This window comes from Kothea flammea (genome assembly GCF_052161645.1).
In the GTDB taxonomy this organism is placed as follows: Bacteria; Planctomycetota; Planctomycetia; order Pirellulales; family Pirellulaceae; genus Laterigemmans.
This window is the reverse complement of sequence record NZ_CP197414.1, coordinates 1,858,018-1,882,706: the sequence shown is the minus strand read 5'-3', so window position 1 is coordinate 1,882,706 and position 24,689 is coordinate 1,858,018. Positions and strand designations below refer to the sequence as shown.

At 54.1% G+C, this 24,689-nt stretch carries 7 protein-coding genes, 3 tRNA genes and 2 rRNA genes; 2 read left to right on the top strand and 10 right to left on the bottom strand.

Going from position 1 to position 24,689, the window contains the following annotated elements; translation table 11 throughout:
* Positions 1-244 precede the first annotated feature (244 nt).
* The 10 genes from SH139x_RS06690 to SH139x_RS06645 form a co-directional block, all read right to left on the bottom strand.
* A complete protein-coding gene (locus tag SH139x_RS06690) occupies positions 245-1,408 on the bottom strand; it encodes a hypothetical protein (protein ID WP_488354500.1) in 1,164 nt (387 codons plus the stop codon).
* Between the two features lie 297 nt (positions 1,409-1,705).
* Positions 1,706-2,869: a tyrosine-type recombinase/integrase gene (locus SH139x_RS06685; RefSeq protein WP_488354499.1), complete on the bottom strand. Its 1,164-nt coding sequence runs from the start codon at positions 2,867-2,869 to the stop codon at positions 1,706-1,708.
* A 162-nt stretch (positions 2,870-3,031) separates the two neighbouring features.
* Positions 3,032-3,105: transfer RNA gene (locus tag SH139x_RS06680), tRNA-Arg, on the bottom strand.
* Positions 3,106-3,184: 79 nt separating this feature from the next.
* Positions 3,185-6,709, bottom strand: coding sequence for a cadherin domain-containing protein (locus SH139x_RS06675; RefSeq protein WP_488354498.1), 3,525 nt, complete (start codon positions 6,707-6,709; stop codon positions 3,185-3,187).
* Positions 6,710-6,989: 280 nt separating this feature from the next.
* Positions 6,990-7,628: an exosome complex component gene (locus SH139x_RS06670; RefSeq protein ID WP_488354497.1), complete on the bottom strand. Its 639-nt coding sequence runs from the start codon at positions 7,626-7,628 to the stop codon at positions 6,990-6,992.
* A 375-nt stretch (positions 7,629-8,003) separates the two neighbouring features.
* Entirely contained in the window at positions 8,004-14,888 is a 6,885-nt protein-coding gene (locus SH139x_RS06665) for a DNRLRE domain-containing protein (RefSeq protein ID WP_488354496.1), read from the bottom strand.
* Positions 14,889-17,084: 2,196 nt separating this feature from the next.
* Positions 17,085-17,193 (bottom strand): 5S ribosomal RNA (gene rrf / locus SH139x_RS06660).
* Positions 17,194-17,303: 110 nt separating this feature from the next.
* A 23S ribosomal RNA gene (locus tag SH139x_RS06655) occupies positions 17,304-20,207 on the bottom strand.
* An 826-nt stretch (positions 20,208-21,033) separates the two neighbouring features.
* Positions 21,034-21,106, bottom strand: a tRNA-Ala gene (locus SH139x_RS06650).
* A gap of 246 nt (positions 21,107-21,352) precedes the next feature.
* Positions 21,353-21,426, bottom strand: a tRNA-Ile gene (locus SH139x_RS06645).
* Between the two features lie 586 nt (positions 21,427-22,012).
* Between SH139x_RS06645 and SH139x_RS06640 the strand changes: the two genes are divergently transcribed.
* Positions 22,013-23,905 (top strand): redoxin domain-containing protein, encoded by a 1,893-nt coding sequence (locus SH139x_RS06640; RefSeq protein WP_488354495.1) that lies wholly within the window; start codon positions 22,013-22,015, stop codon positions 23,903-23,905.
* A 223-nt stretch (positions 23,906-24,128) separates the two neighbouring features.
* Positions 24,129-24,689 carry a protein-tyrosine phosphatase family protein gene (locus SH139x_RS06635; protein ID WP_488354494.1) on the top strand — a complete coding sequence of 187 codons (561 nt, stop codon included), beginning with the start codon at positions 24,129-24,131 and terminating at the stop codon, positions 24,687-24,689.

The following is a 24,689-nucleotide window of genomic DNA, read 5'->3' as shown; positions in this document are numbered from 1 at the left end:
CGCATACCAGCAACTGGCCACACTGACTCATTCACCTTGATAGTGGCGGCGGTATAATTCAGATTTCATTCAGGCGGCCAAGCAGAATTTCTTTTGGGTGCGAGAGCTACGAGAAGAGGGAGAGCTGTCGTATGGTGAACTTCTGCGGCTAAAAGCTGTTCATGAGTACTTGGGGGAAGAGGGAGAAGCAGTTGAACTTGAAAAACTTCTAGCCGGGCTGGAGCCGAGCAAAGCAGATGATTTTTTAACGCTTGCTAATACTGCGCGGGATGAACGGGATTTTGCTACAGCATTGAATTGGTATGAGAGTCCCTGGCAACTTTTCAAGCCCCTCCATAAAGCTCGGGCTGACATCCGAACATATCTGCCGACAGAGCTCGCAATCTTGATACATCCTGTTGCCGAGATAGGTCTTATTCTCGTTCGCTGCCTTCTCGATTTCGACGAACACTCCCGGGTTGAACGGCTTACCCTGTTCCAGGTTCCTTAACGAATACTGTGCATTGTCGTACACGTAATGGAAGTAGCTGTAGTCGGCGTCGGTGCTGGCGTCGAATGTCGATAAACGGCCCATCACGCTACGGGCGGACAATGTTTCCTCTTTGAGCGTTGCTCCGAATTCCCGCAGCGAGGTTGTGTCCATCCCTTTCGTGTTCAGATACAGATCAACGATTGGCCCGCTGCGAGGCGTCGCCCTTTTCCACAGTTCCATTGGAATTTCGGTACCAAGTCGCAGGGCTTCGTTGAGCAACATGTTTGCTGCTAGGCGATCTTTACGAGGTTCGCCATCAAGCATTCTTCCTGCAACTTCGTCGACAACAGTTTTGAGGGCGTCATATTCAGGAGTCGTGCCCTTGAATGCGTCAGAAACGGCGGTTTTAACGGCCTCTTCAGTTGCTTGTATTTTTTCCAGCCCAGCTAAATATTCATCAGAAGTCACTTTGCCTTCACCTGGAAGGGTCAGGTAATCACCGTCGAGATTTACCACACGCTGAATATCGGCCAAATGCTTGGGAAGAAGGGTATCGGGCTCGCTCCAGCGGTTATTAACTTCTAGTCCGATTCTTATGATACTTTTTTGTCGATCATCGGGAGTGTCAGCTGGAAAAACCTTCCAATGAACGCCATATTTCTTCGCTTCTGAAATGAAATACTCCTCTAGCTTCGGACCCTCAGCTAATCTGACTGGCATAAGTTTGCCCCGAAGCGGATCGATAAGGCCACGGACGTAGATGAATCCCACCATCTCCTTGGGACTTGCCGGAGACGCTTCATCCGCTGTGGCGGTCGTTCCAATACGGTCGAGAAGAATCGAGCCAGCCAGGCTAGCGCATCCACCCTGCAAGAAACTTCGCCGAGTGTTCCGCGATTGACCTCGCATTGATCCGCGAGAATGGGCATCAGACATTGCGATGATTGCTCCCAGTGAGTCGGGCAAAACAAGACAGCGATGGACAGTCAGACGGTGCTAGTAAAAAACCGAGGTTTTCAAAATTCAACGTTTGCTGTGGTTCGGGATTGATGGGCATTTGCCCTCTTTAGCATTGTAACATTCGCCGCCGAACGTGCCCAACTATGTTCATCGAGACAGCGAAAGCTCCAATGCTTCTTTCATCGGGTCTCAAACCGAGGGCGGTCGCCAACGCGGTCAGGTAGCAGCCCACACCCGTGGAGCATGGCTCCACGGGGCACGTCTCTACAGCGTTCAGCCTGCCGCTCTCTTTGCCTGCTCAAGCATGTGCTTCGGATTCAAGGACAAGTGCTGATACACCTTGCTCAGCATCGACGGGTCTTCGTGCCCCATCAAAATCGCGACCGTCAATGCGTCCATTCCCTTCTGAAGGGCATTGGTTGCCCAACTGTGTCTCAAGGCGTAGAGCGAGTAACGCGGAGCGAGTTCATTCGCTCTTCGCATCGTCAGTTTTCGCTTGGCCTCGCTGCGAAGCTCCGACGCCGTCTTGGGTCGCTCGACGCCTTTGACCTTCCGAGTCCTCGCGAGCGACGGAATGAACTTCTCGATGGCTTCCTTGGGAATTTCCTCACCCGCCTGGCTCATCAACGCCTTGCCCATTCGAACGCGAATAGCATCGACGGCACAATTGACCGCGTCACTCGACCACTCTCGGCCTTTGCTGTTCCGAAACAATGGGCCGGTCGGATGGGCGAGCATCCGTCGCTTGGTAATGAGCAAAGCGGCATCCGAAAGATAAATCACGCGAGACATGCGTTTCGACTTTGCTTCCGACTTCGGGAATACCCAACGCTGGTTGTCGAGGTCGACGTGCCGAGCCTCGACTCGGAGCGACTCCTGTGGGCGGCAACCGGTTTCCCAGGTCACCACGAAGAGGTCGCGCAGGTGATCGCTGCGGACGAATGTCAGCAATTCGTCGTAGTCAGTCTCGGGGATGAACACTTCCTTGTGGTCGCCCGACGGAACCTCAAGATTTTCGACGGGATTCTTGTCGATGTAGCCCTGCTTGCACGCCCACTTCAGGCACCGCTTTACGCTTCGCAGGTAATTGCGACGCGAAGTCCGCGAAATTGGGTAGCCGTCGGCCCACGTCTCGACGTGGTAGGGACGCAGGTCGTTTACCGCGATGTCTGGATACTGCCGAGCGAATCGCTCCAATCGATAGCGGTACCACTCGTAAGTGGCTGCGGAGCGATTGTTCTGCACCCATTCGAGAAAGGCATCGATGATGCCAAGCAAAGAATCGGACCGGACGGTCCGAGTTCGGGGTTTGGCCATCAAATCGTGAAACCGAGCCAGAGCCTCGGACTTCGTCTTGGCCAGTTTGATTTGCTTGCCGTCGAGAGTGACGAACCAAGCCTTGCGGGACTTACGGTACCACGGTTGAGAAAACTTCATTTGCGAACCTCCAGCTAGAGAACCTGAATCCACTCAGGCGGGCTGAAAGCTCGTCTTGTGTCTCGCGGGTGGCAGCCCGCGAGGCACTTTTCATTCTACTCTGACCCGATTTGCTGTGCCACTTTCTTGTGCCACTTGGGTCGCTAATCGTCGTAAGTCTAGTACACCCCAGAGGATTCGAACCTCTAACCTTCGGTTCCGTAGACCGATGCTCTATCCAATTGAGCTAGGGGTGCCCGCGTAAACGCATGTCCGAAAGATTAACGGATCGGCTGGCCGTGGGCAAGCCGTCCAGGAAATTTCCCAGACACCAAACTATTCGAAATCAAGCGTGTTACCGAAACGGCTGCGGAACTGCAAGAAATCGGTCAGGTTGACCGCTCCCATGCCGTCGTAATCCAAGCTGATGTCGTACTCGTCATCCCCGTCAACCGAGTCAAATGCGTCTCGGAATGCCAAGAAATCGATCAGGTCAACCGATCGATCGCCATTGGTGTCACCGTACATGGCGAAGAATCCGTCCGCGGCCGAGTCGCCGTGAGTGATATCGCCACCACCGAGCCCATCTTGATCGCCGTCGAGTGACAGGCCGTTACGACTTACTTTCGTGGCGTCAATCAATAAGTCGTAATTACCGTCCAATAAAGCGCCCGCGGCTCGCGTCAAATCACCCGAAAAGGTGATCGTCGCCACTGTCCGGCCTTGGCCGTCGAGGGCCGTCGTAAAGTCGGTGGTGACAACACCGCCACCCCCACGCTGGTTGACGGTGAAAGCGTCAGCATCAATCGTCACGTCTCCATCAAAGACGACCTGCACCTGATCGACTCGCGACCGCTGGTCAGTACCGTCGCCGATCACAATTTCGTCAACCTCCGCGAGGTCTTGAACCGCTAGCAACATGTCGGTTTCATAAATCTCGCCCAGCGAGTCCGTCGCGCGGACTCGGATCGTGTAGGTCGACTGCATCTCGTAATCGAGGACTTCCAGGTTTCGCAGTTCGCTGCCGACAATCTCAAACCGGCCATTGTCCTGATCGCCTGCTCCAGCGACCAACTCAAACGTGTGTGTGTCGCCAGCATCGGCATCCGTGGCGAATAAGGTTCCGAACCAAGTGCCAACGGGCGAGTTCTCCGTATTTTGAGCGGGATCAAGTTCGATCGACGTCGGCGCATTGTTGGCAACCAAGAACTTCATCGCTCTGCCAGTGGCAACGTAACCACCGCCAAAAGTGTCAAAGCTAGCCACCAATCGATTCGCACCCTGCTGGCCATCATCCTTAATGCCCAACGTGGCCGAACCACCCTCATCACCTTCAGATGACCCACCCCACAAATTCGCATAATGAACGGACAGGCTCATGTCGGCTTCATCCAACACAGCCTGGAACGAAATCGGATCGTTCGCTCCAAAGTACTGAGTCTCCCACTGGAGAATTAATTTTTGCTCAGCGCCGGTACCGACCAATTCCCAAAACACCCCGCCTCCGGCATTGGCCGCCAAGTCGTCCCACAAGACTGCGAATGAGGGCATGTCCGGTGCGCTCGTCAAGTCCGTATTATCAAAGAACGAATACGCAGCACCAAAAGTAATCAGACCGTTGCTGCTTACGTGCAACTCATCGTAGTTCGTACCATAGTAGCTGAATTCAAAACCGCTTCCCGGTGCGATGAGCGCGGTGCCGTCGTCCACTCCCTCTAGCACCAACGTGCCGGTTTGAGAGATGTCTTGGAAATCAAACATCAATGGATAGCCGACATAACCGAAGCCGTCAGGACCGATGGTCGGAGAAATATCGACTTCAAAAGTCGCAATGGTACCCGGTTCGTTGAAGTTGCCCGCGATGTCGGCAACCTGCTCCGCTTCGAGCGAGATCGTGTAGGTACCACTGACATCAGCATCCCAAATACCGTTGGGAGCAGGGATCGAATAAGTAGCGACCCTTTGCGTACCAGTGCTGTCGTCATCAACACCAATGAAGGTAGCTAACTCATCATAGCCACCGGGGCCCACGACACGAATGTCGCCGGTGCCGAGCGTGGCCACGTCCACCCCATCGCGATCGGTAAAGATCACATCAAACTCAATGTCCTCCGGAGTGCGAAACATGATGTCATCCACGCTGGCGGACGCCAGGGGTCCGCCGGCCTGCACCAACGTACCGGTGATCTGGTACTGGCCCAGGCTACCGTAGTCGGTGTAGCCGGTGGGCGAACCCGAGTCCGCTGGATTGCCGAAACCGGTCCCTTCGATGGCCAGATAATAAAGGCCGGCAACAATATCAAGGTTGTTGAAACTAGCACTCAGCCCGGTCGGATTGGATGTCGCGACAACCGCTCCCGAAGCATCATAAAGCGTGGCGAGAATATCTAAATTGCTGGCTTGATTGCCCGCCCAACTGCTGGTGAAAAACGTATCTTCAATGACTTCGGAATGGGAGCCCGAACCGTCGGCAACCCATGCCTGCCCTACGTAAGAGTTGATCGTGAGGTCGATGATGCCACCGCCGGTGACAAACTCGATGTAATCCACATCCTCAGGCGTGCTGACAATACCAAACATGCTGACATCCACCATCTCCGGGTCGGCAGCATTCGTACTATCGTAACTGATTTCCGTGGCAGCGAGCATGGAGTCGCCATGATCATCAACTCGATAATCGAAACCGTTGTAGGTGGTGATAATCGTCAAATCATCGGGCCCGCGACCATAATTTGCGTTACCACCACCATTGTTGGCACCAACGTATTCACCGATGTCCCAAGTGAGCACATTGCGCGAATAGGGAGCCCCCATGATCGGGCCCCAGCCAGTTTCACCAGAACCATGACCAAAATAGTAAGCCGCTCCAGGCTGAACCGGGTTCGCCGAAGTCGTGCCGTCGTGCGATAGCCCGATAGCGTGGCCGACTTCGTGCGTGATCGCCAAAGCGACCGGGGCCGCGCCGACGTTAAAGACATAAGCTGGCGTATCTGTCGCACCAACTGATCCGTAACCCCAATTGAAACTGTTGATGAAGGCGAAGCCGCCGCATCCGCAACTGGCAAAGTTGTCGACGGTCATGACGACGCGAATACCCCACTCCGAATCGCTGCCGCCGGTGTTTACCAAGGCATCCTCACCCGGATCCTCCGTAGTCACGTTGACATCAAACGGGGCAAAATCCTCGGCGACCCGGTGCCAAATCTCTTGAATGCGTGCAAGCTCCCAATCCGAAAAAGCATCCCCGTCACCGGCCGGGTCGTACGCAGGTGACGTGATGGTGTCCGTATTGTAATTGCTGTTCCAAGGCGTACCGGTGGCTACAAAACCGTCGAAGTCCAAGAAAATCGTTTTGGTGGCATCAGGTTTACTGTGCAAGAGGAACGTGTCGGGCAAGGTCAAATAATCGGGACGAGAGGACCCACCCCCATCACCACCGCCGTCGTTCATGCGGCCAAAACCATCATCGCCGGAATCGTCGCCCAGCGCGCGATCACCCGCCAATAAACCGCCGTTAAATTGCCCGCGACGCGTTCGCCAAAACTCCTCTTCTTGAGCAACAGCTTCAGCTGGCTCCAAGGGAATCTGCTGCGGAGTTGTTGGCACGCCCAGTAGCTCGCCAGGGACCGAAGTGCTCATCATGGCAGGCTGGTCGGGCAGGGTGCCTAGTTGGGAAGAGCCATCACCCAAGCGGTTATCGGCATCCCCAGTCGGTAGCCCGAACGTTGCACTCAACAATTGCCGAGACTCAAGCGTCTCCAATTTCAAGCGAAATTGCTGACGGCTTAGCTTCCGCAAACGATTGACGCGGCGCTGGCCAAGTTGCTGCCCTGGCATCCCCAAACGACTGGACTTGCTCATCGAACCCCAAAGCCTCTGAATAAGTGCAACTAAAAATACTGAAAAGGTCGCTGAAAAATTTCAGCTGGCAAACAACAATGCCAAAAAATAACTTCAGCCCCAATAAATTAGCAGGACTCCTATATAGCGTACAGAACGAACGCCCGGAGTCAAAACATAGTGCACGATTACCCCCGAAAATACCAGAGAAAAATGGTTCGCTGGTAACCGGCACAAAAAAACCGAAGGCAGCCATCGCTGCCCTCGGTGTCAAATTTCAATTCGCGACGACGAGAACCGATCAAACAGCAGCTGCTGCTTGACGGCGACGGCGCCAACGCACCAAGGCGCCGGAACCGGCACAAATGCCGAGCACGGCGAACGAACCTGGCTCGGGAACGGCGGTAATGGTACCGACGCCGTTGCCCGGGCTGATGATGTCAATATCGGGGGTCACGAAGGCCAAACCGCCATCGCGAGCCAATTCCAAGTTGTAAACACCAGCCGAATTCACTTGAATTCGTGCCGTCCCGAGTAGGACCGACATTGAACCTGCTTCAGGCTGGACACCGACACCACCCGAGTTTGCATCGACAGTCAGGGTTTGGAACCCGTTCGAGAGGTCGGCTGCCTGCCCATCAGGAAAGCCAGCTGGGAAGACGTAAGTGGAAGCGCCCGCGATGTTATCGTGAATCGCTCCACCGGCACCATCGATGTCGAAAGTCATAGCCATCGTCGCGATACCTTTGTCGGTCAACAAAGTGTCGCCATCAGATTGCGTGATGTACAGCTCGATCTCAATCGTCGAGCCCACGGCGGCTTGGAAATCATTGATCCCGACAACACCGCCTTGACCAAACTCCAGCGTGTAAGCCGCGTTTGCAAGACCAGGCAGCATGGCAATCATCAATGCCATTGCGCCTAAAAACCTCAATTTCATTGCGAATCCTCTCACTTGTTAATGAACGCTTCAACGAGAACCAACACACAAATCTTAAAGCGGAATGCCTACCGTTTGACACGTTGCAAAATTCCAGACCGCTCTAAGTAACACTGTTTGCTCGCAAACAAGTCGCCTTATCGTTTTCACTGTCCGCCGCGTTGCCCGCATTTCGAGGGCCCAGCATGCGGGCACATTCTAGGTCGAATGATCGCCATTGTCGAGCAAATCAACCTAACCAAACCAATTTTACTCGATTCTTTACAAAGCCAGCCGCAATGGCTGACAAAAAACCAGTAGGCAAAAGTTGCCTACTGGTCAAAAGTTAACTCTTCCCTCTCTGGCTGCAAGGCCTACTGTAGGCCCATTGGAGGCCTATTCGAAGGCTAAATCGTTTCCGAATCGCGAACGGAACTGCAAGAAGTCGACAAAGTCGATCTCTCCATCAGCGTTCGAATCAAGGTCTTCTCGATACTCAGGCTCCGGATCGGTCGATCCAAAGGCACCACGGAACTGCAAGAAATCAATGAAGCCGACCGAGCGGTCACCATCGATGTCTCCGTAGAAGCGGAAGAAATCATCTGCTTCGTCCTCGCCAAATTGACGATCGCCGCCGACCGCACCATCTTCGTCGCCGTCAAACTCGTTGCCGAGCGCGTCGGTGATGTTGGCTCCCAAAACGGTCAATTGGTAATTGCCATCGACCAACGATCCATTGGCAACGAACGCACCATTGAAGGTCAGCGTAGCCACCGTCTTGCCGTCGATGACTTCAGTCGTAAAGCCCACACCAACCGCGCCGCCACCGGCTCCGCGTTTCACAACTTCGAAGGCTCCCGCATCCACGGTCACTTCGGAGTCAAAACTGACGGTAACCGTTTCCACACGGCTGCGACTGGCTGTTCCATCAGCGACGACGATCGATTCGATTTCCCCGCGATCGATCACGCTGATCGCCAAATCTCGCTCGAAGACCAGCCCACCGGCATCGGTCGCTCGGACGCGCACCGAATAGGCTGACTGGTTCTCAAAATCAATCGTCACGCCGTCATTGATTTCAAGCACACCGGCGTTGATCGTGAACAGGCTGTTGTCTGCGTCGCCCGCACCGGCCACAAGCTCGAAAGTGTGGGTATCGCCAGCGTCAGGGTCGACAGCCGACAGAGCGCCGATTGCCAAACCACCAGTGGTGTCGGTGTTCTCAGCGACTTCGCTGTTATCCAACAGAATATCGGTGGGAGCCGCGTTGGTCGTTTCTGTCCAGTAAATTTCCAGCCGTGGACGCTCCGCTTCGATCGTCGCCTCGGAAGCCTGGAAGCCCCAACCATCGGTTCCGTTGAGCCAGGGCAGGATCGCCCAACCGTTATTGCCCCGCACACCGTTCACCCAGTCTTGCACATCCGCGGTAACATCCCAGTCATGGAATCCACCTTGCACATTCGGGTTGCGAGTCTCGTTACCAGCTTGGGTGCGGAAAGTCTCCAGAGCTTCGACCCCGTCGGGGCTGACGCCATCGATCAGGGTATTGTAGGTATCCAAATCAGTCCACGTCTCAAGCATCGGATGGAAGGTTCCACCGTCTCCCTGTGCATTTCCAGTCGTGCTGGCGGTCCGCAAGCGGGCTGAAATCACCGTGGCACCGGCAGGCACCTGGTTGGCCGCTCCACCGATGATCTCATCGAAGCGAAGCAGCACCGAAGTCGTCGGATCATCGACAAACAAAGTTTCCGTCAGCGAATTGTCGAGGTCCGGATTGGCACTGTCGATCACCGTGTCAACCGTGCCGGTGTAACCATCGACTCCTTCACGGAAGCTGACCACGTCGGCACCAGCTGGCAACCATTCGACCTGCAGGCGAGGCCGACGAGTCACTTCGCCATTTTCCGATGTACTGAAGAACCAACCGTCCGTGTTGCCGTCCCAGCCAATGATACCCCAACCGAAGTTGGCTTCACCGGCTGACCAGGCTCGCAAGTCAGGTAGCACGCTAATACTTAGTTCGCCTGTCCCACTCGACCCCGCGCCATTGGCGGTGCCAAGCGCGGATTCAAAGGTCGATCGAGCCTCAATATCGTCCTTCTGCAATCCGTTAACAAAGCTATTCCAGGTTGATGTCGAATCTTCCCAATCGGCCAGCATGCGATGGAAAGTCGCCCCGTCGCCAGGCGCGTTGGCCGTGTTGGGGTTCGTGTCAAGCGTCAGCGTGGCCGAGGTGATTACAGATCCGAGAGGAATCTGACCAGGCTCGTTACCAAACAGATTCTCAAACTTCAAGACAGCCTGGTCATTGCTGCCACCGTTGTCGAAGTCGATGAGGATATCGGAAGCAGGGTTGATTACCGTGTTAGAATTGCCCTCATCCAAGTGAGCGTCTTGAGCGCCAGTGTAAGCTCCGAAGCCGAAGTCAACGCCTTGCTGTAGCTCGCGTCGACGCAGGAGCCCAAGCTGAACTTCCTTGGTGACAGTATCCGACGCTCGGCCGTTGGCATCCACCAGCGAAGCGGAGATCTCTCGACTGCCCACGGAAGTTTGATCGTCGGTGTTGCTGTAAGCGATCGCTCGCAGCAAGGCATCGACGGACGCTTCGTCAGCATCACCGTTGAATGTGATTTCCAACGCCGTTGCTCCGCTACCACCGACGAAAGTACCGATCACGGTGCCACCGAAGGTAACATCACTGCCACTGACGCCAATCTGGCCGGCATCAGTGCCGTCGTTGCGAATCGAAAGCAAATCAGTGGCATTTCCGCCGGAGGTAATCTCCAGGGTCAGCACGCCACCATCGAGCAGAGGCACGCCGATCGGCACCAAATCGCCACTCGGATCAATCCCGATGGGCGTATCGCCAATGCCGTAATAGGCGGTATCCGCAGAGAACACAATCTGGGGCGCTTCGCCAAATCCACTGATATTGACTGTCACGGTGGCCGTGTCGCTGCCACCAAAACCATCGGTCATCGTGTAGCTGAAGGTATCAACCGCCGTATCGCCCGTGTAAAGCGCGTCGTGGATCGAACCTGGGTCGTAGCTGATCGTGTTATCAGCATTCAATGTCAAGGTCGCGCCCAAAGCACTGGTGGCGTCGACCGTTTGCACCGACAGCGGATCATTCAATGGACGTGGTGTCGGACGACCAGGTCCATCAAACGGAATGAACATGAAGCTGAAGGATTGCGTTTGCAAATTGATTGCCGGCATGTCATGCGAGCGAATCAAGAAACTACCCGCGCCGTCGTCCTCATAGGTGAGTACGTTATCTTCAACAGCACTGTTGTTTTGATTGGTGAGAACCAAAATTCCGCTGTCAGGAGTCTGGCCAGGAATGGTCAATTTCCATTCGTTTCCACCATCGACAACATCGAGTCGCTCGACAGTAAACTCACCCACACCGAGGGCTACCGCATTGGCGCCATCGACAAATGGATCGACCGCACCAGCGACCAAGTCGGCCGAGTTACGGGGCACAAAGACGAACGAGAATCCACCATCTTCGCCATCCGCAAAGTCTTGCTGATTGTCTCGCACGGCGATCTGGTAAACACCACTGCCAGCAACTGCTTGACTGGAAACGACATTATCAGCATTCTCATTACCGATGACAAACAAGAAGCCATCGGTAGTCGCATCGCTAACCCCGGGAATCGTAACTTCGTAACGTCCCGCAGCGGTGCGTGATACTTCGCCCGCGGTCAAGCCCGAACCGTTGATCAGGTTCCCAGCTGGATCGACGTGACCGGCAATCCAATTATCGGCGAAGGGAAAATAGGCCAAGGAAACCGGCGCGTCCGCAGCTCCGTCGGTGCCGAACTGTTGCAACGCCAGCGATGTTCCACCACCCACATTCTCGTAGGCCTGGACCAAGCGGAAATTCTCAGCCGCCGTGTCATAGTTCTGACGAACCGTCGCCAACACCACGCCGTCAGCGGGTGAAATCGCCACACCGTCTCGCAACACTTCCACGTCACCAGTGGCCGTCGCTCCCAAAGTGATCGCGTTGGGAGCAGCTCCCGTCCCGGCGACCGACCAGACGCTGGAACCATCAACCGCCAAGTTGGCCGCAGTGGTGTATTCAGGTGTTCCCAAGATGATCGGCAAGTCGGGGTCGGTATCGTTGCCGAGCACGGTCAACAGAGCACCAGGCGCACTCAGTTCGTTCAAGTTGATGACGTCATCGTTTGCCGTCGGTACTTGGTTTTCACCTTGAACGGTCACGGTCACCGTGGCGGTCGAGGTTTGTCCGTTACCGTCGGTAACGGTGTAAGTGAATGTATCCACAATCGAATCGCCGTTGCCCAACTCGGAGATCGGTGCACCGGCCGCGGAAGGATCATAGTTGAGCGTACCGTCAAGGTTCTGAGTGATCGTGGCACCCAGCGTACTGGTTGCGTCGAACGAAGTGATTTCGAAATCTAACCCAGACAATCGCTCCAAAGGCTCAGCGAATGGCAAGAAGATAAACTGGGCATCCGAAGCTTCACCAATCCAGTCCCCCGATCCGTAGGTTTCAATTAAGAAATCTGTGCCGCTGGCTGCGGCCGTAACCACGGTATTCTTGGGCACTTCGATGGGAACGCCATCCACAAATTCCTGAGCCGCAGTTTGGGCGATCAAAACCCCGTCGGCGGGTGTAAAGCCAGGCACGGTAACGGTCAAATTACCCGTCAGGAAGTCTTCGCTGACGGAAACCCCACCGTAAACTTGCTTGAGTCCCCGGTCTTCTTCAAAGCCACCGTAGCGGCCACCCAACAATTCGGGAGTAGTGCCGGGGATGTAGAAGAAGCTCCACACGTCATCCTCGAAACCATTCTCAGCCGCATCATTATCTAACTGACGAACCAACCACTTGTTTTCGAAGCTGGAGGGAGCCACCGAGACAATGTTGTCGTCATTGTTCCCACCTGTGGCGAACAATAAACCATCAAAACCGGCTGACACGGCGCTGGGAATCGTAATCTCAAACAACCCCGTCCCCAGTTTGACAACGTCAGCAGGGCTGACGCCAATCCCGTCCACCAGATTGCCTTCAGAATCAACGTGACCGCTGACCCAACCATCAGAGAATGGCACGAACCCAGTGCCGACTGGCGTGTTCCGCTCGCCATTGCCCGAGAAGCCCAACTCAGTTGCGAAGCCGTAGCTGCCAAAAGCACTGTAAGCGTTGACGGTTCTACCAAAGTTGTCCGCTGGCAAGCCCGACGCAGCGTGCGCCGCTGAATCGAACTGCGAGGTACCGAACAACACGCCGTCATCTTTGAACAATGGCAAACCATTGCGGCCAATCGCCACGTCACCCAAGTTAGGATCGCTTTGGATCGTCAGCTGATTAGGCCCAGCGGTCGTGCCACTCACGCTCCAAACTGTATCGGCATTACCGGTCGCTTCGGGGTTACCCAGCACGTTGGCTGCGGCGACCGAGAAAGGCGAACCGTCGGGATGATAATCGTTCAGCTCAACATCGACATTGATAGCCGTTACCTTGTCGGTGAGGGCACTATCGTCAACAGCAATCACGCCGTCGCCATCAACTGGTAACACGGTAACGAAGAACGTGTCGGTAACAGTCTTTCCGCCCGAGTCGGTGGCTGTAACTTCAACGGCGCTGAATCCATACATGTCTTGCAGTGGGGTGACAATCAAGTCACTCCCGACGACTTCAACCGTGAACACGTCAGTACTGGTCACGGCCGAGTAACTTAACACGTCCCCCGCATCCACATCGTCGAAGACAGGCGTGAGGTCGATCACCTCCGCCGGTGCATCCTCGTCTACCACAATGTCCGCCAAAGGACTGACGATAAAGGGAGTATCGTTTTCACCTTGCCAGTTAATCGTCACAGTACCCAACTGCGTATCGACACCATCGGTGATTTGATACACGAAAGTGTCAACGTCAGTTTGGCCACCACCGAGTGGAAGAATCGCTCCACCGGTGTCATAAGAGACCGTGCCGTCAGCATTCAAAACCAACGCCAAACCCTTTTCGCTCAAACCGCTGGAGGGGTCGGCATCCGTACCGACGCTCGTCACGGTCAGCGCGTTAGCGGGGTTGAGTGTGTTTTCAAAAGGAACAAAATAGAACATAAAGTCGGTATTTAACGGCGACTCCTGATTTGATGCCAACCACTCGAACTGACGAATCAGAATGTCGCCCGAGCCATCACCAGCGTCATCATAAGTGAAGTAGGCATTACGGGGCTCATCAACTGTTAAGTCACGAGTCTCCAGAATCAAAGCCCCGGTCGTGATGTCGTGGCCCGGCACGCTCAACCTCCACAAGCCATCCGCTTCTCGCTGCAACTCAAAATCACCCGCCATGTATTCCATGGGATTGACGCCGCTAAGGCCGCCATTGACGGTTCCGCCAATCAAGCCTTGAGCATCACGGGGAACGTAGAGCAAGTTAATATCGTCGCTCTCCGATCCAGTCAAAGTTGCTGCGTTATCACGCAACTGAACTCGCCACTTGCCATCAGCAATCGGACGTGTGCGGGAATAGTTATCTTCGTTGTCACCGCCCACCGAGAACAAGAAACCATCGTTAAACGAATCGGTAACACCGGCAACTTCCACCTCAAAGATGCCGCCACCGCCAGTGACGGTCATCCCGGCACCGCCAGCGTTCACACCGCCGCTAGAGTTGAAGGCACCGCCAACCCAACCAGCGTCGTAAGGGAAAAAGGCATTAGAGAAAGGCAGCGAGGCTTCACCAGCATTCTCAGGTGCGGCACCAATCGCGATCCACACTTCTTCCGTGGCCCCATCAGTCCGGAACTGGACAACACCGAGGTTCGTACCAGCAGCATTAACGGGGCTGTTGTCACGCAGGACCGGCAGACCAACACCTTCGGCGCGAAGCAAGCGATCAGCTGCGCCGAGCGTGGCAACGTCATTCGAAGTATCGGTGTCGTTATCACGGGAAAGATCGACGTCACCTTGATTGCTGGTCACAAAGGTGACTGCACCCGGGATCGTTGAGCGTTGGGCAACACCAGGTGTTCCCGGTCGTTCGGGAATGAAAGCGGTTGTGAGATCAGACCACGACACTTGCATGGCCGATACGTTTTGGACTTCCGCACCCGTTGTATCATTACTGGCCACGTTTAATGAAGTAGCGTCAGCACCAAGCGACACCACATCATCAACGACATTAAACGCCAATAACTGTCGGTTTTCTAATGCTTGTAGCCGAAGTGCGCGACCGAGAGTTCGGCGAGCCATCTGCTTGCGAATTGACTTTTGAGCCTTGTTTTTGCGAGCCATACCGCCATCACCTTTTGTATTAAACACAACCAAGCAACTTTAAGATTTACAGGGAATAAACTCAGACCGCATCACTTGGCATCAGCCACTGACGCAACTTTAACCGAGGTAGTCTAAGCGGCTCTCCATCCGCTGCAATCGTCACAATTAGACGCGCACAACTCTTAACAAAAGGCTAACCGACGAACCTTAATATTGCCGAAAGGGCATGATCGCTTTTACTTGAATTCAGCAACCCCGCACAAAAACTGTATCCTTCCTGTAGGGACTTCGCTTCATCAATTCCTCACAATTGTTTAAGCAAGGCTTGTTGAAAAAAAACAGCTTCACATTGGCCTCACTTGGAATCAATCACACACTCGTTCCTAAATTCAGGGCATTCGATCCCAGCAGTCAAACATAGAGACCCGCAACTTTATTGCAGCCACGAGATGAGGAGCTAATGACGGCTAAACCGTGACCAGGCTAAACCCACTGCTTCCACGAACGGAAAACGTGCCCCTGCTGCCAGTTCAATGGCCCGCAAAAAGTGTGCGCCCGCCAAACACGCCAATCGCCGCGAACGCAGAGCAGGAAAATGATTGGTGATCGGCAGGCATTTTTCATTCGCGCTCATTACCGCACACACAAAACTGCGAACATCAACCATCCCCACCCAATCTGGCCAAAGCATCCGCCGAAAGCTATCCAGTCGCGGGAGCAGCCACTGCGGAACGAACTCTCGTCATCGACCGCGAAAGATTTCCCCGCTAATCACGCCAATCGACGCGAATGAAGAGCAGAAAAATGATTGATGATCGGTAGACTCTTCAATTTGCGCCATTCGCGGGCAAACTAGGCCCCGAACGCTAAGCGGTCTCAGCGAATCGCCACAAAACATCAACCCGAATCTATTCCCTCGCTGGAGCAGCCACTGCGTAATGAACTTTCGTCATCGACCGCGAAAGATTTGCCCGCTAATCACCAATCGACGCGAATGAAGAGCAGAAAAATGATTGATAATTCGCAGGCATTTATCATTCGCGCTCATTCGCGTTATTAGTGGGCAAACTAGGCCTCGAACGCTAACCGGTCCCAGCGAATCTGCCAACAGAACATCAACCTGAACCGATTCCATCGGGGGAGCAGCCACTGCGTAATGAACTTTCGCCATCGACCGCGAAAAATTTGCACGCTAATCACCAATCGACGAGGATGAAGAGCAGAAAAATGATTGATAATTCGCAGGCATTTATCATTCGCGCTCATTCGCGTTATTAGTGGGCAAACTAGGCCTCGAACGCTAACCGGTCCCAGCGAATCTGCCAACAGAACATCAACCTGAACCGATTCCATCGGGGGAGCAGCCACTGCGTAATGAACTTTCGCCATCGACCGCGAAAAATTTGCACGCTAATCACCAATCGACGAGGATGAAGAGCAGAAAAATGATTGATAATTCGCAGGCATTTATCATTCGCGCTCATTCGCGTTATTAGTGGGCAAACTAGGCCTCGAACGCTAACCGGTCCCAGCGAATCTGCCAACAGAACATCAACCTGAACCTATTCCATCGGGGGAGCAGCCACTGCGGAACTAACTTTCGCCATCGACCGCGAAAGATTTGCACGCTAATCACCAATCGACGCGAATGAAGAGCAGAAAAATGATTGATGATCGGTAGACTCTTCAATTTGCGCCATTCGCGGGCAAGCTAGGCCCCGAACGCCAAGCGGTCTCAGCGAATCGGCACAAAACATCAACCCGAGTCTATTTCCTTCGAGGGATCATCCACCATGAAACGAACTCCGAGCCCTTGACAGGTAAGGTTTTCCGGCTGATCCCGCCAATGGGCGCGAATGAGGGGCAGAAAAATGATTGGCGATCGGCAGGCGTTCTCGATTCGCGTTCATTGGCGCCCATTTCCGTGGTTAGCGGGCAAACTCCGCCGCAAACACCAAGCGACCTCAACCCATCCGACTGAAATATTCCCTGAAGCTACTCGTTCTCGGGAGCAGCCACTGCGGAACAAACTCTCGCCATCGAACGGGAAAGACTTGCCCGCTAATCACACGCCAATCGACGCCGGTGCGGTGTAGGAAGCTAGCTGAAGATAGGCATGATCTTTCAAGCGGGTCAATCGCGGGGCCGACTGGCCTTCCGTGTTGAGGGAATAAAAAAACCCACTTGGTCTTGCGACCAAGTGGGTTTTTTAAAATCCGGCGGTACCTACTTTCACGCTGGTATGCACTATCATCGGCTCGAAAAGCTTAACTTCTGTGTTCGGGATGGGAACAGGTGTGGCCTTTCCGATATGTTCACCGGAAAGACTCATGGCGAGATATTTCGCACGCCATGAGCCGTGTTGTTGGGTAAATAAGCGGTTGTGAGAGCGGGATCAAGCGATCAAGCTTGAACCACGAGTGCAAGATAGTGATGGTCAAACATTCGCCCGTTAGTACTGGTTAGCTCAACACGTTACCGTGCTTACACGTCCAGCCTATCAACCTGGTAGTCTTCCAGGGGGCTCTCGTCTTGCGACTACGAAACCTAATCTCAGGGAGGGCTTCACGCTTAGATGCTTTCAGCGTTTATCCTTTCCGAAGTTAGCTATCCAGCCGTGCCGCTAGCGCGACAACTGGGACACCAGAGCTTCGTCCAACTAAATCCTCTCGTACTAAAGTTGAACCCCTTCAAGTTTCGAACGCCCACGGCAGATAGGGACCGACCTGTCTCACGACGGTCTGAACCCAGCTCACGTACCACTTTCATTGGCGAACAGCCAAACCCTTGGGAGCTTCTACACCCCCAGGATGTGATGAGCCGACATCGAGGTGCCAAACCGCCACGCCGCTGTGGACGCTCGGTGGCGATAAGCCTGTTATCCCCGGAGTACCTTTTATCTGATGAGCGATGGCCCTTCCATTCGGGACCACCGGATCACTAAGACCTGCTTTCGCACCTGCTCGAGTTATATCTCTCGCAGTCAAGCACACTTCTACCTTTACGCTCTTCGCCTGATTACCGACCAGGCTGAGTGTACCATTGCACTCCTCCGTTACTCTTTGGGAGGAGACCGCCCCAGTCAAACTGCCCGACTGACACTGTCCTTCGCCCGGATTCACGGGATCGAAGTTAGAATTAAAGCATGACCAGGCTGGTATTTCAACAACGACTCCACAGACACTAGCGTGCCCGCTTCATAGTCTCCCAGCTATCCTACACAAGACATACCTCAACCCAATATCAGCCTACAGTAAAGGTTCACGGGGTCTTTCCGTCTAACCGCGGGTATGTGGCATCTTCACCACAACTACAATTTCACCGGGTCGGTGGTTGAGACAGTGCTCCAGTCGTTACGCCTTTCATGCAGGTCGGAACTTACCCGACAAGGAACTTCGCTACCTTAGGACCCTCATAGTTAGGGCCGCCGTTTACCGGGGCTTCGGTTGCGAGCTTCGCCGTGAGGCTAACCCTCTTCCTTAACCTACCGGCACCGGGCAGGCGTCAGTCTCTATACATCCACTTGCGTGTTAGCAGAGACCTGTGTTTTTGATAAACAGTCGCTAGAGCCGATTTTCTGTGGCCCACTCTCGTGGGCGCCCCTTATCGCGAACTTACGGGGCCATTTTGCAGAGTTCCTTAACCACCGTTCTCCCGAGCGCCTTAGACTACTCGTCTCACCTACCTGTGTCAGTTTTAGTACGGTTAAGTGTGCTTCAAAGCTTAGAAGCTTTTCTTGGACATCCTTCCAACATCATCCAGAACTTGAATGCTGTTAGCTCCGGTCCTTGAACGTTTATGGGGCGGATTTGCCAACCCCTATTCTTGGACCGGAGCAACGGACATTTCTAATCGTCCGCATGCTTTTCGGATGCCGTCCCTCCATCGCTCCACACACCTAGCGCGGGAATATTGACCCGCTATCCATCGTCTACGCCTTTCGGCCTCGACTAAGGTACCGGCTAACCCTGGGCGGATTTACCTTCCCCAGGAAACCTTAGGCTTTCGGCGAGCAGGATTCTCACCTGCTTTATCGTTACTCATTCCGGCATAATCACCCGATGGCCCCGACACCGCTCTTTACAGTACGGCTTGTATCTGACCATCGGCGCTCTCCTACCGCTCTAGTTAAAAACTAGAACCCGCTGCTTCGGTATTGCACTTACTCCCGTTCATTATCGGCGCAGAATTGCTCGACCGGTAAGCTGTTACGCACTTTTTAAATGGTGGCTGCTTCTAAGCCAACATCCCGGCTGTCTAAGCAATTCAACTTCCTTAGTGACTAAGTACAATTTGGGGACCTTAGCAGGCGATCTGGGTTGTTTCCCTCTCGACCACGGAGCTTATCCCCCGTGGACTGACTCCCGAGATAGTTATCACGGTATTCGGAGTTTGGTTCAGTGGGGTACCCCGGGAAGGGCCCCCATCCGATTCAGTATCTCTACCCCCGTGACATAGTGGCTCGAGGCTATCCCTCAAGATATTTCGGAGAGAACGAGCTATCTCCTGGTTTGATTACACTTTCAGTCCTCCCCACAAGTCATCCCCTCGGTTTTCAACCCAAGTGGGTTCGGTCCTCCACGCAGTTTAACCCGCGCTTCAACCTGCTCATGGGTAGTTCACACAGGTTTCGCGTCTACGGCATGTGACAATTGTCGCCCTATTCAGACTCGGTTTCCCTTGGGCTACGACCCGTAAGGTCTTAACCAGGCCACCTACCGTAACTCGCCGGATCATTATGCAAAAGGCACGCCGTCACCCGTGGCAAAAGCCATAGGGCTCCGACCGCTTGTAAGCACATGGTTTCAGGTTCACATTCCTCCCCTAGCAGGGGTTCTTCTCATCTTTCAATCACCCTACTGGTTCGCTATCGGTCGTCAAAGAGTATTTAGCCTTACGGGATGGTCCCCGTGGATTCAGTCCAGGTTTCACGTGCCTGGACCTACTCAGGTATCTTTCGGAAGGCGGATCGATTTTCGCGTACGGGCCTGTCACCCTCTATGGTCAAACTTTCCAGAATGTTCCACTAATCGTCCGCTTGGTAACTTCACAATGAAAGACCCTACAACCCCGCAGAGGAAACCCCCACGGTTTGGGCTATTCCGATTTCGCTCGCCGCTACTGACGGAATCGATTTTTCTTTCTCTTCCTCCGGTTACTTAGATGTTTCAGTTCACCGGGTTTGCGATTTCCTACCTATGTATTCAGTAGGAATCTGTTCGGGAATCTCGGGATCATCGCTCGTTTGTCAACTCCCCCAAGCTTTTCGCAGACTTCCACGCCCTTCATCGCCTTTTGACGCCAAGACATCCCCCATGTGCCCTTGATAGTTTGACCATCACAATCTTGAACTCGCCGGACACTCAAATACTGAATACCAACTTATCCTCGATCACGATGAACCATCAACGATAAATTCGCTTGCCCCCTCGCATGCCTAACTCAATTTGAGCCAAACTCCTCAGGGCCAAACAAGAATCCTTGCAGTCTCATTCTAACAGCTGTCTTTTTAACCACCTCTAACACCACCGAGCGTTAGCAAACCAAAGCTTGCCTTACCTAGCGGATCAGAAGCGGCCTCGCCAAACAGCTGCGTGACGCTCTCACAGAGTTTCACCCGATTGCAACCACTGGCTTTCACCAGAGGCCACAAACTTGTGGTGCTCTTAGATGCTTTTTACCCAACAACCAAATTGTCAAATATCAGTTCCCGCGGAAAACCGCGAGCAAATTACTGCCCTAAAGACAGCCACCCAAACACAAGCCTGCGTGTTCAGATGGTCACCCTCAGGACTTCGCAAAGCTTATCGTGATGACCCCGAAGGCGTCAACAGGTCTTTGCGAGTTTTTCTTTGAATCTTATTTGAACCATTCCTCGGATCAAACCAAACTCAAGACTAGCGAACAGGCGGTCCACTGCGGACACAACTCAATCGCTCGACCCTTCAAATCTTAGCAACTGACGGGTCCTTAGGGAAGACCCGACTTCAACAACTTCGATAGGCAATGGACTTGCCGCCTGAACCCAGCTTTCGAGTGGGCCAGACACTCAAGTCGACTCGCACTCAAGCAAAAGTTCACCGCAGTTGCTGAAGAGGCGTAACCATAAGCCTCGTCAGATTTTGGTCAAGGCACCCACGGGCAACCCAAACCAAGAAAAAAGTGGAGGCGGACGGACTCGAACCGACGACCCTCGCGTTGCAAACGCGATGCTCTCCCAACTGAGCTACGCCCCCCTTTTTACTCACCACATCTCAATAGCCCGCTGGCACGAACTCCTACTCTACTTACTTCACCAGCCGCCACCAGCGTTCTCGCGACCAAATTGAGCCGAAGAGACCGAAATCCTCGATCTAACGAGTTCTAGTTGATCTCAGCTGCAAAATCTAGCTCGCTTTGGCAAAAGCGAACAGGCTGCGAGCACGGTTTCCAGCTTTTCGGCCTTCCGCCGCAAAATCTAAACACCAAATCGCAGTTATGAGTGGGCGTGCCAGAACTCGAATCTGGGACCTCTACATTATCAGTGTAGCGCTCTAACCAACTGAGCTACACGCCCGTATCTATCATTCTCTCTACTTGAGCCTAACCGCTTTCTAGCAAACAGCCAAGCTTCACCCAGCAAACAACATAGTCGCCTAAGCCGAGGCGTAAGCTCACAGCATAAGACTGCGCCCTGGATCCAATCACCATCAGGCACATGGCCAAATGCTCTGACCAACCTAACGGCTGAGCGTCAAGTTTACGTTTCCCAGCTCGTCTGTCAAAGGGAGTTTCGTGCTGATCAGCCGCTTCCTGGCAGTTTTTTTCCCAGCTTGCCTCGGTTGCCGCAAAAAAACGTCAGTTTCTACCTCTGCGGACAGCCTGGTGATAGCATCGGTATACCTATGGGCGCGGGTATCCAGCAAGGCTTTCACATTGACGCAGCACGTTCCCATCCAACCACCAGGCTGGGTTTCTGTTCTCGGCATTTTCAGCTTTCAGCTTGAATTGACATTTTTTCCGTTAGCCGGTTCAGCGTAAATTCCGATGCTATGGTAGGAATTTGTTTGATCATCCGGGCTGGCCCCGCGAGCGTTTCGCCGCTGACAACGCTTGATCGTTCCCACCACACTCTTTGTCGCTTTCCCCGACGGAGCCTCCTAATGAAAAAACGACATTTGTTCGCCGCCGCCCTGAGCGCGGCTTTGCTCTCTCACTCTTCCGGCAGTTCGGCAGCCGACACACCTGACATCAAGTTCGCATTGAGCTTAGCGCCGCTGCAGTCCGACGTCGACTTCGAGACCCCCACTGGAGCCGAAGCAGCGAGCGCGAAGGTGGAGGCTTTTCGCCAAGATGGCTGGTCAGGCTGGATCGTGCGAGGAGCTGATGGGCGTTTGCTCCGCCGCTTCCTTGACACCAACGGGGATGGTGATACCGACATGTGGTGCTATTTCAAGGACGGCGTGGAAGTCTACCGGGACGTGGATAGCGATTTCGACGGCAAAGCCGATCAATACCGCTGGCTGGGCACAGCCGGCATCCGCTGGGGCGAAGACAAAAACCAAGACCGTCGCATCGATCGCTGGAAAAGCATTTCTGCCGAAGAGGTCTCCGCAGAGTTGGTAGCGGCGATCGCCAACGCCGATAGCGACCGCTTCGAACGCCTGCTGATTTCGCCCGAGGAACTGAAAGAACTCGGTTTGGGCAAGGAATACGAAGCTAAACTCGAAAGCAAACGGCGACAAGCGCTACGTGACTTTGCCCGCTTTGCCGGCGAACAAAAAGCGATTGCCCCCACTGCCAAATGGGTCCACTTCGCAGCCAGCATGCCGGGCACGATTCCCCTGGGCACCGGCGGAGCGGAAAAAGACATTGTGGTCTACGAAAACGCCGTGGCAATGTATGAGTCGAGCGGCGAGACTGGCCAGTTAATCGTGGGCACCCTGCTGAAAACCGAAAACGCTTGGCGACTCGTCGACCTTCCGCAAAATGGCGCGGGCGATCAATCAGTAGCGGGATTTTTCTTCTCCGGGGCCACTTTGGCGCAAGGCGACACGCCGGCTAGTGGTGGAATGAGCGGCGATCTGCAAACTTTTGTGACTTCGCTGGAAAAAATCGATGCCCAACTCCGCAGTGCCAGCGGAGCGGCGGCAGCCAAACTGCATGCCCAACGCGCGGATTGCCTCGAAGGCATCATCGCCAACTGTGCGCCCGACCAACGCGCCAGCTGGTTGCGACAGTTAGTCGACACCGTGGGAGCGGCTGTTCAGGAAAATGCGTACCCGGATGGTCTAAATCGCTTGCAAACGCTTAGCCGCAAGCTGGCAGATAAAAATGATGATCTGCAGTCGTACGTCGATTTCCAAATCATCAGCTGCGATTACGCGACGCGGCTCAGCAAAGTTAGCAACCAAGCGGATTTCCCCAAAGTTCAAGAATGGTGGCTGACCGCGTTGGAAAAATTTGTCGGCGAACATCCTCGCACCACCGAAGCGGCCCAGGCCATGCTGCAACTGGGGCTGAGCAAGGAATTTGAGGACAACGAAAAAGAAGCTATTCAGTGGTACGCCAAAGTGGCCAATCAATTTCGCGACACAGAACAGGGCAAAAAAGCAGCCGGAGCCGTCTCGCGATTGGAGTCCGTGGGCAGAGTCATCGATTTGGAAGGAAAAACGCTCGACAACAAATCGTTCCGCATCTCCCAGCTCCGCGGCAAACCCATCGTCATTCACTACTGGGCGACATGGTGCGAGCCTTGCAAGCAAGACATGAAGCTGCTGCGGCAATTGCAAGCCCGCTACCAACGCGCTGGCCTGCAAATCGTGGGGATTAACGTCGACGGAGTGCGTGCCGATGCCGTCCGTTTCGTCAACGAAACGAAGCATCCTTGGATCACGCTGTTCGCCGAAGGTGGACTCGACTCCAGCCCGCTGGCGAACGCCTTGGGAGTACAGACCCTGCCGACGATGTTGCTGATCGACAAAGCGGGCAAAGTTGTCCGGCACAACGTGAGTGCCTCGCAGTTGGACGCTGAAATCGAGAAAATAGCCCGTTAACGAACCGTGGCTAGCGCCAAAACGGCTAACGGGAACTGTGGCTCGAAACGACAAATTTTGCCCACCTGCTGTGAGTGGGCAAACATTCCACAGCTGCTAGAATTAATGGTTGTCATCAATGGAATGCTGGCCCAGTTGCCCGCATTCCATTTTTTTGTGATTCCCGGTCGCCTGACGAGCCCCCGGCTGTTCGCTGCCAATTTGCCCCAGAGGAAACCACCCGATGCTTTCACTCCTGCGATTCTCCGTAGCCTACTCGCTGTTCTTCTCGCTCTGCTGCGCACCGCTGTTGGGAGTCGCTGACGAGAAAAAGGCTGAGCCCGCTCCTGTCGAGCCGGTAAAGATCGGCGAAATCTACAACGTCCATCGCTGTGGCCCACTGCTAATGGCTGGCCAACCAACCCCCGCAGATCTGTTGCTGCTGAGCAAACAGGGGGTTAAATGCTTGGTTACTTTCCGCATGGAAGAAGAAGTCGATTGGGACGAAAAAGCTGCCGCCGAATCCGCCGGCATGGAGTTCAAAGCAATTCGCTACGGGACGATCGATAGTTTGACCCCCGAAGTTTTCGCGGCGACTCGAAAAATCCTCCGCGAAAACCAAGGCCAGCCGCTGATGTTGCACTGCGGTTCAGCGACTCGCGTGGCAGCGGTCTGGTTGGCCTATCGGGTGCTTGATGAAAAAGTCAACCTGGAACAGGCAGTCAAAGAAGCTGAAAAGATCGGTCTTCGCTCCAAAGGCTTGCGAACTCAAACGCTGAAGTATATCGAAGCCGAATCAAAATAA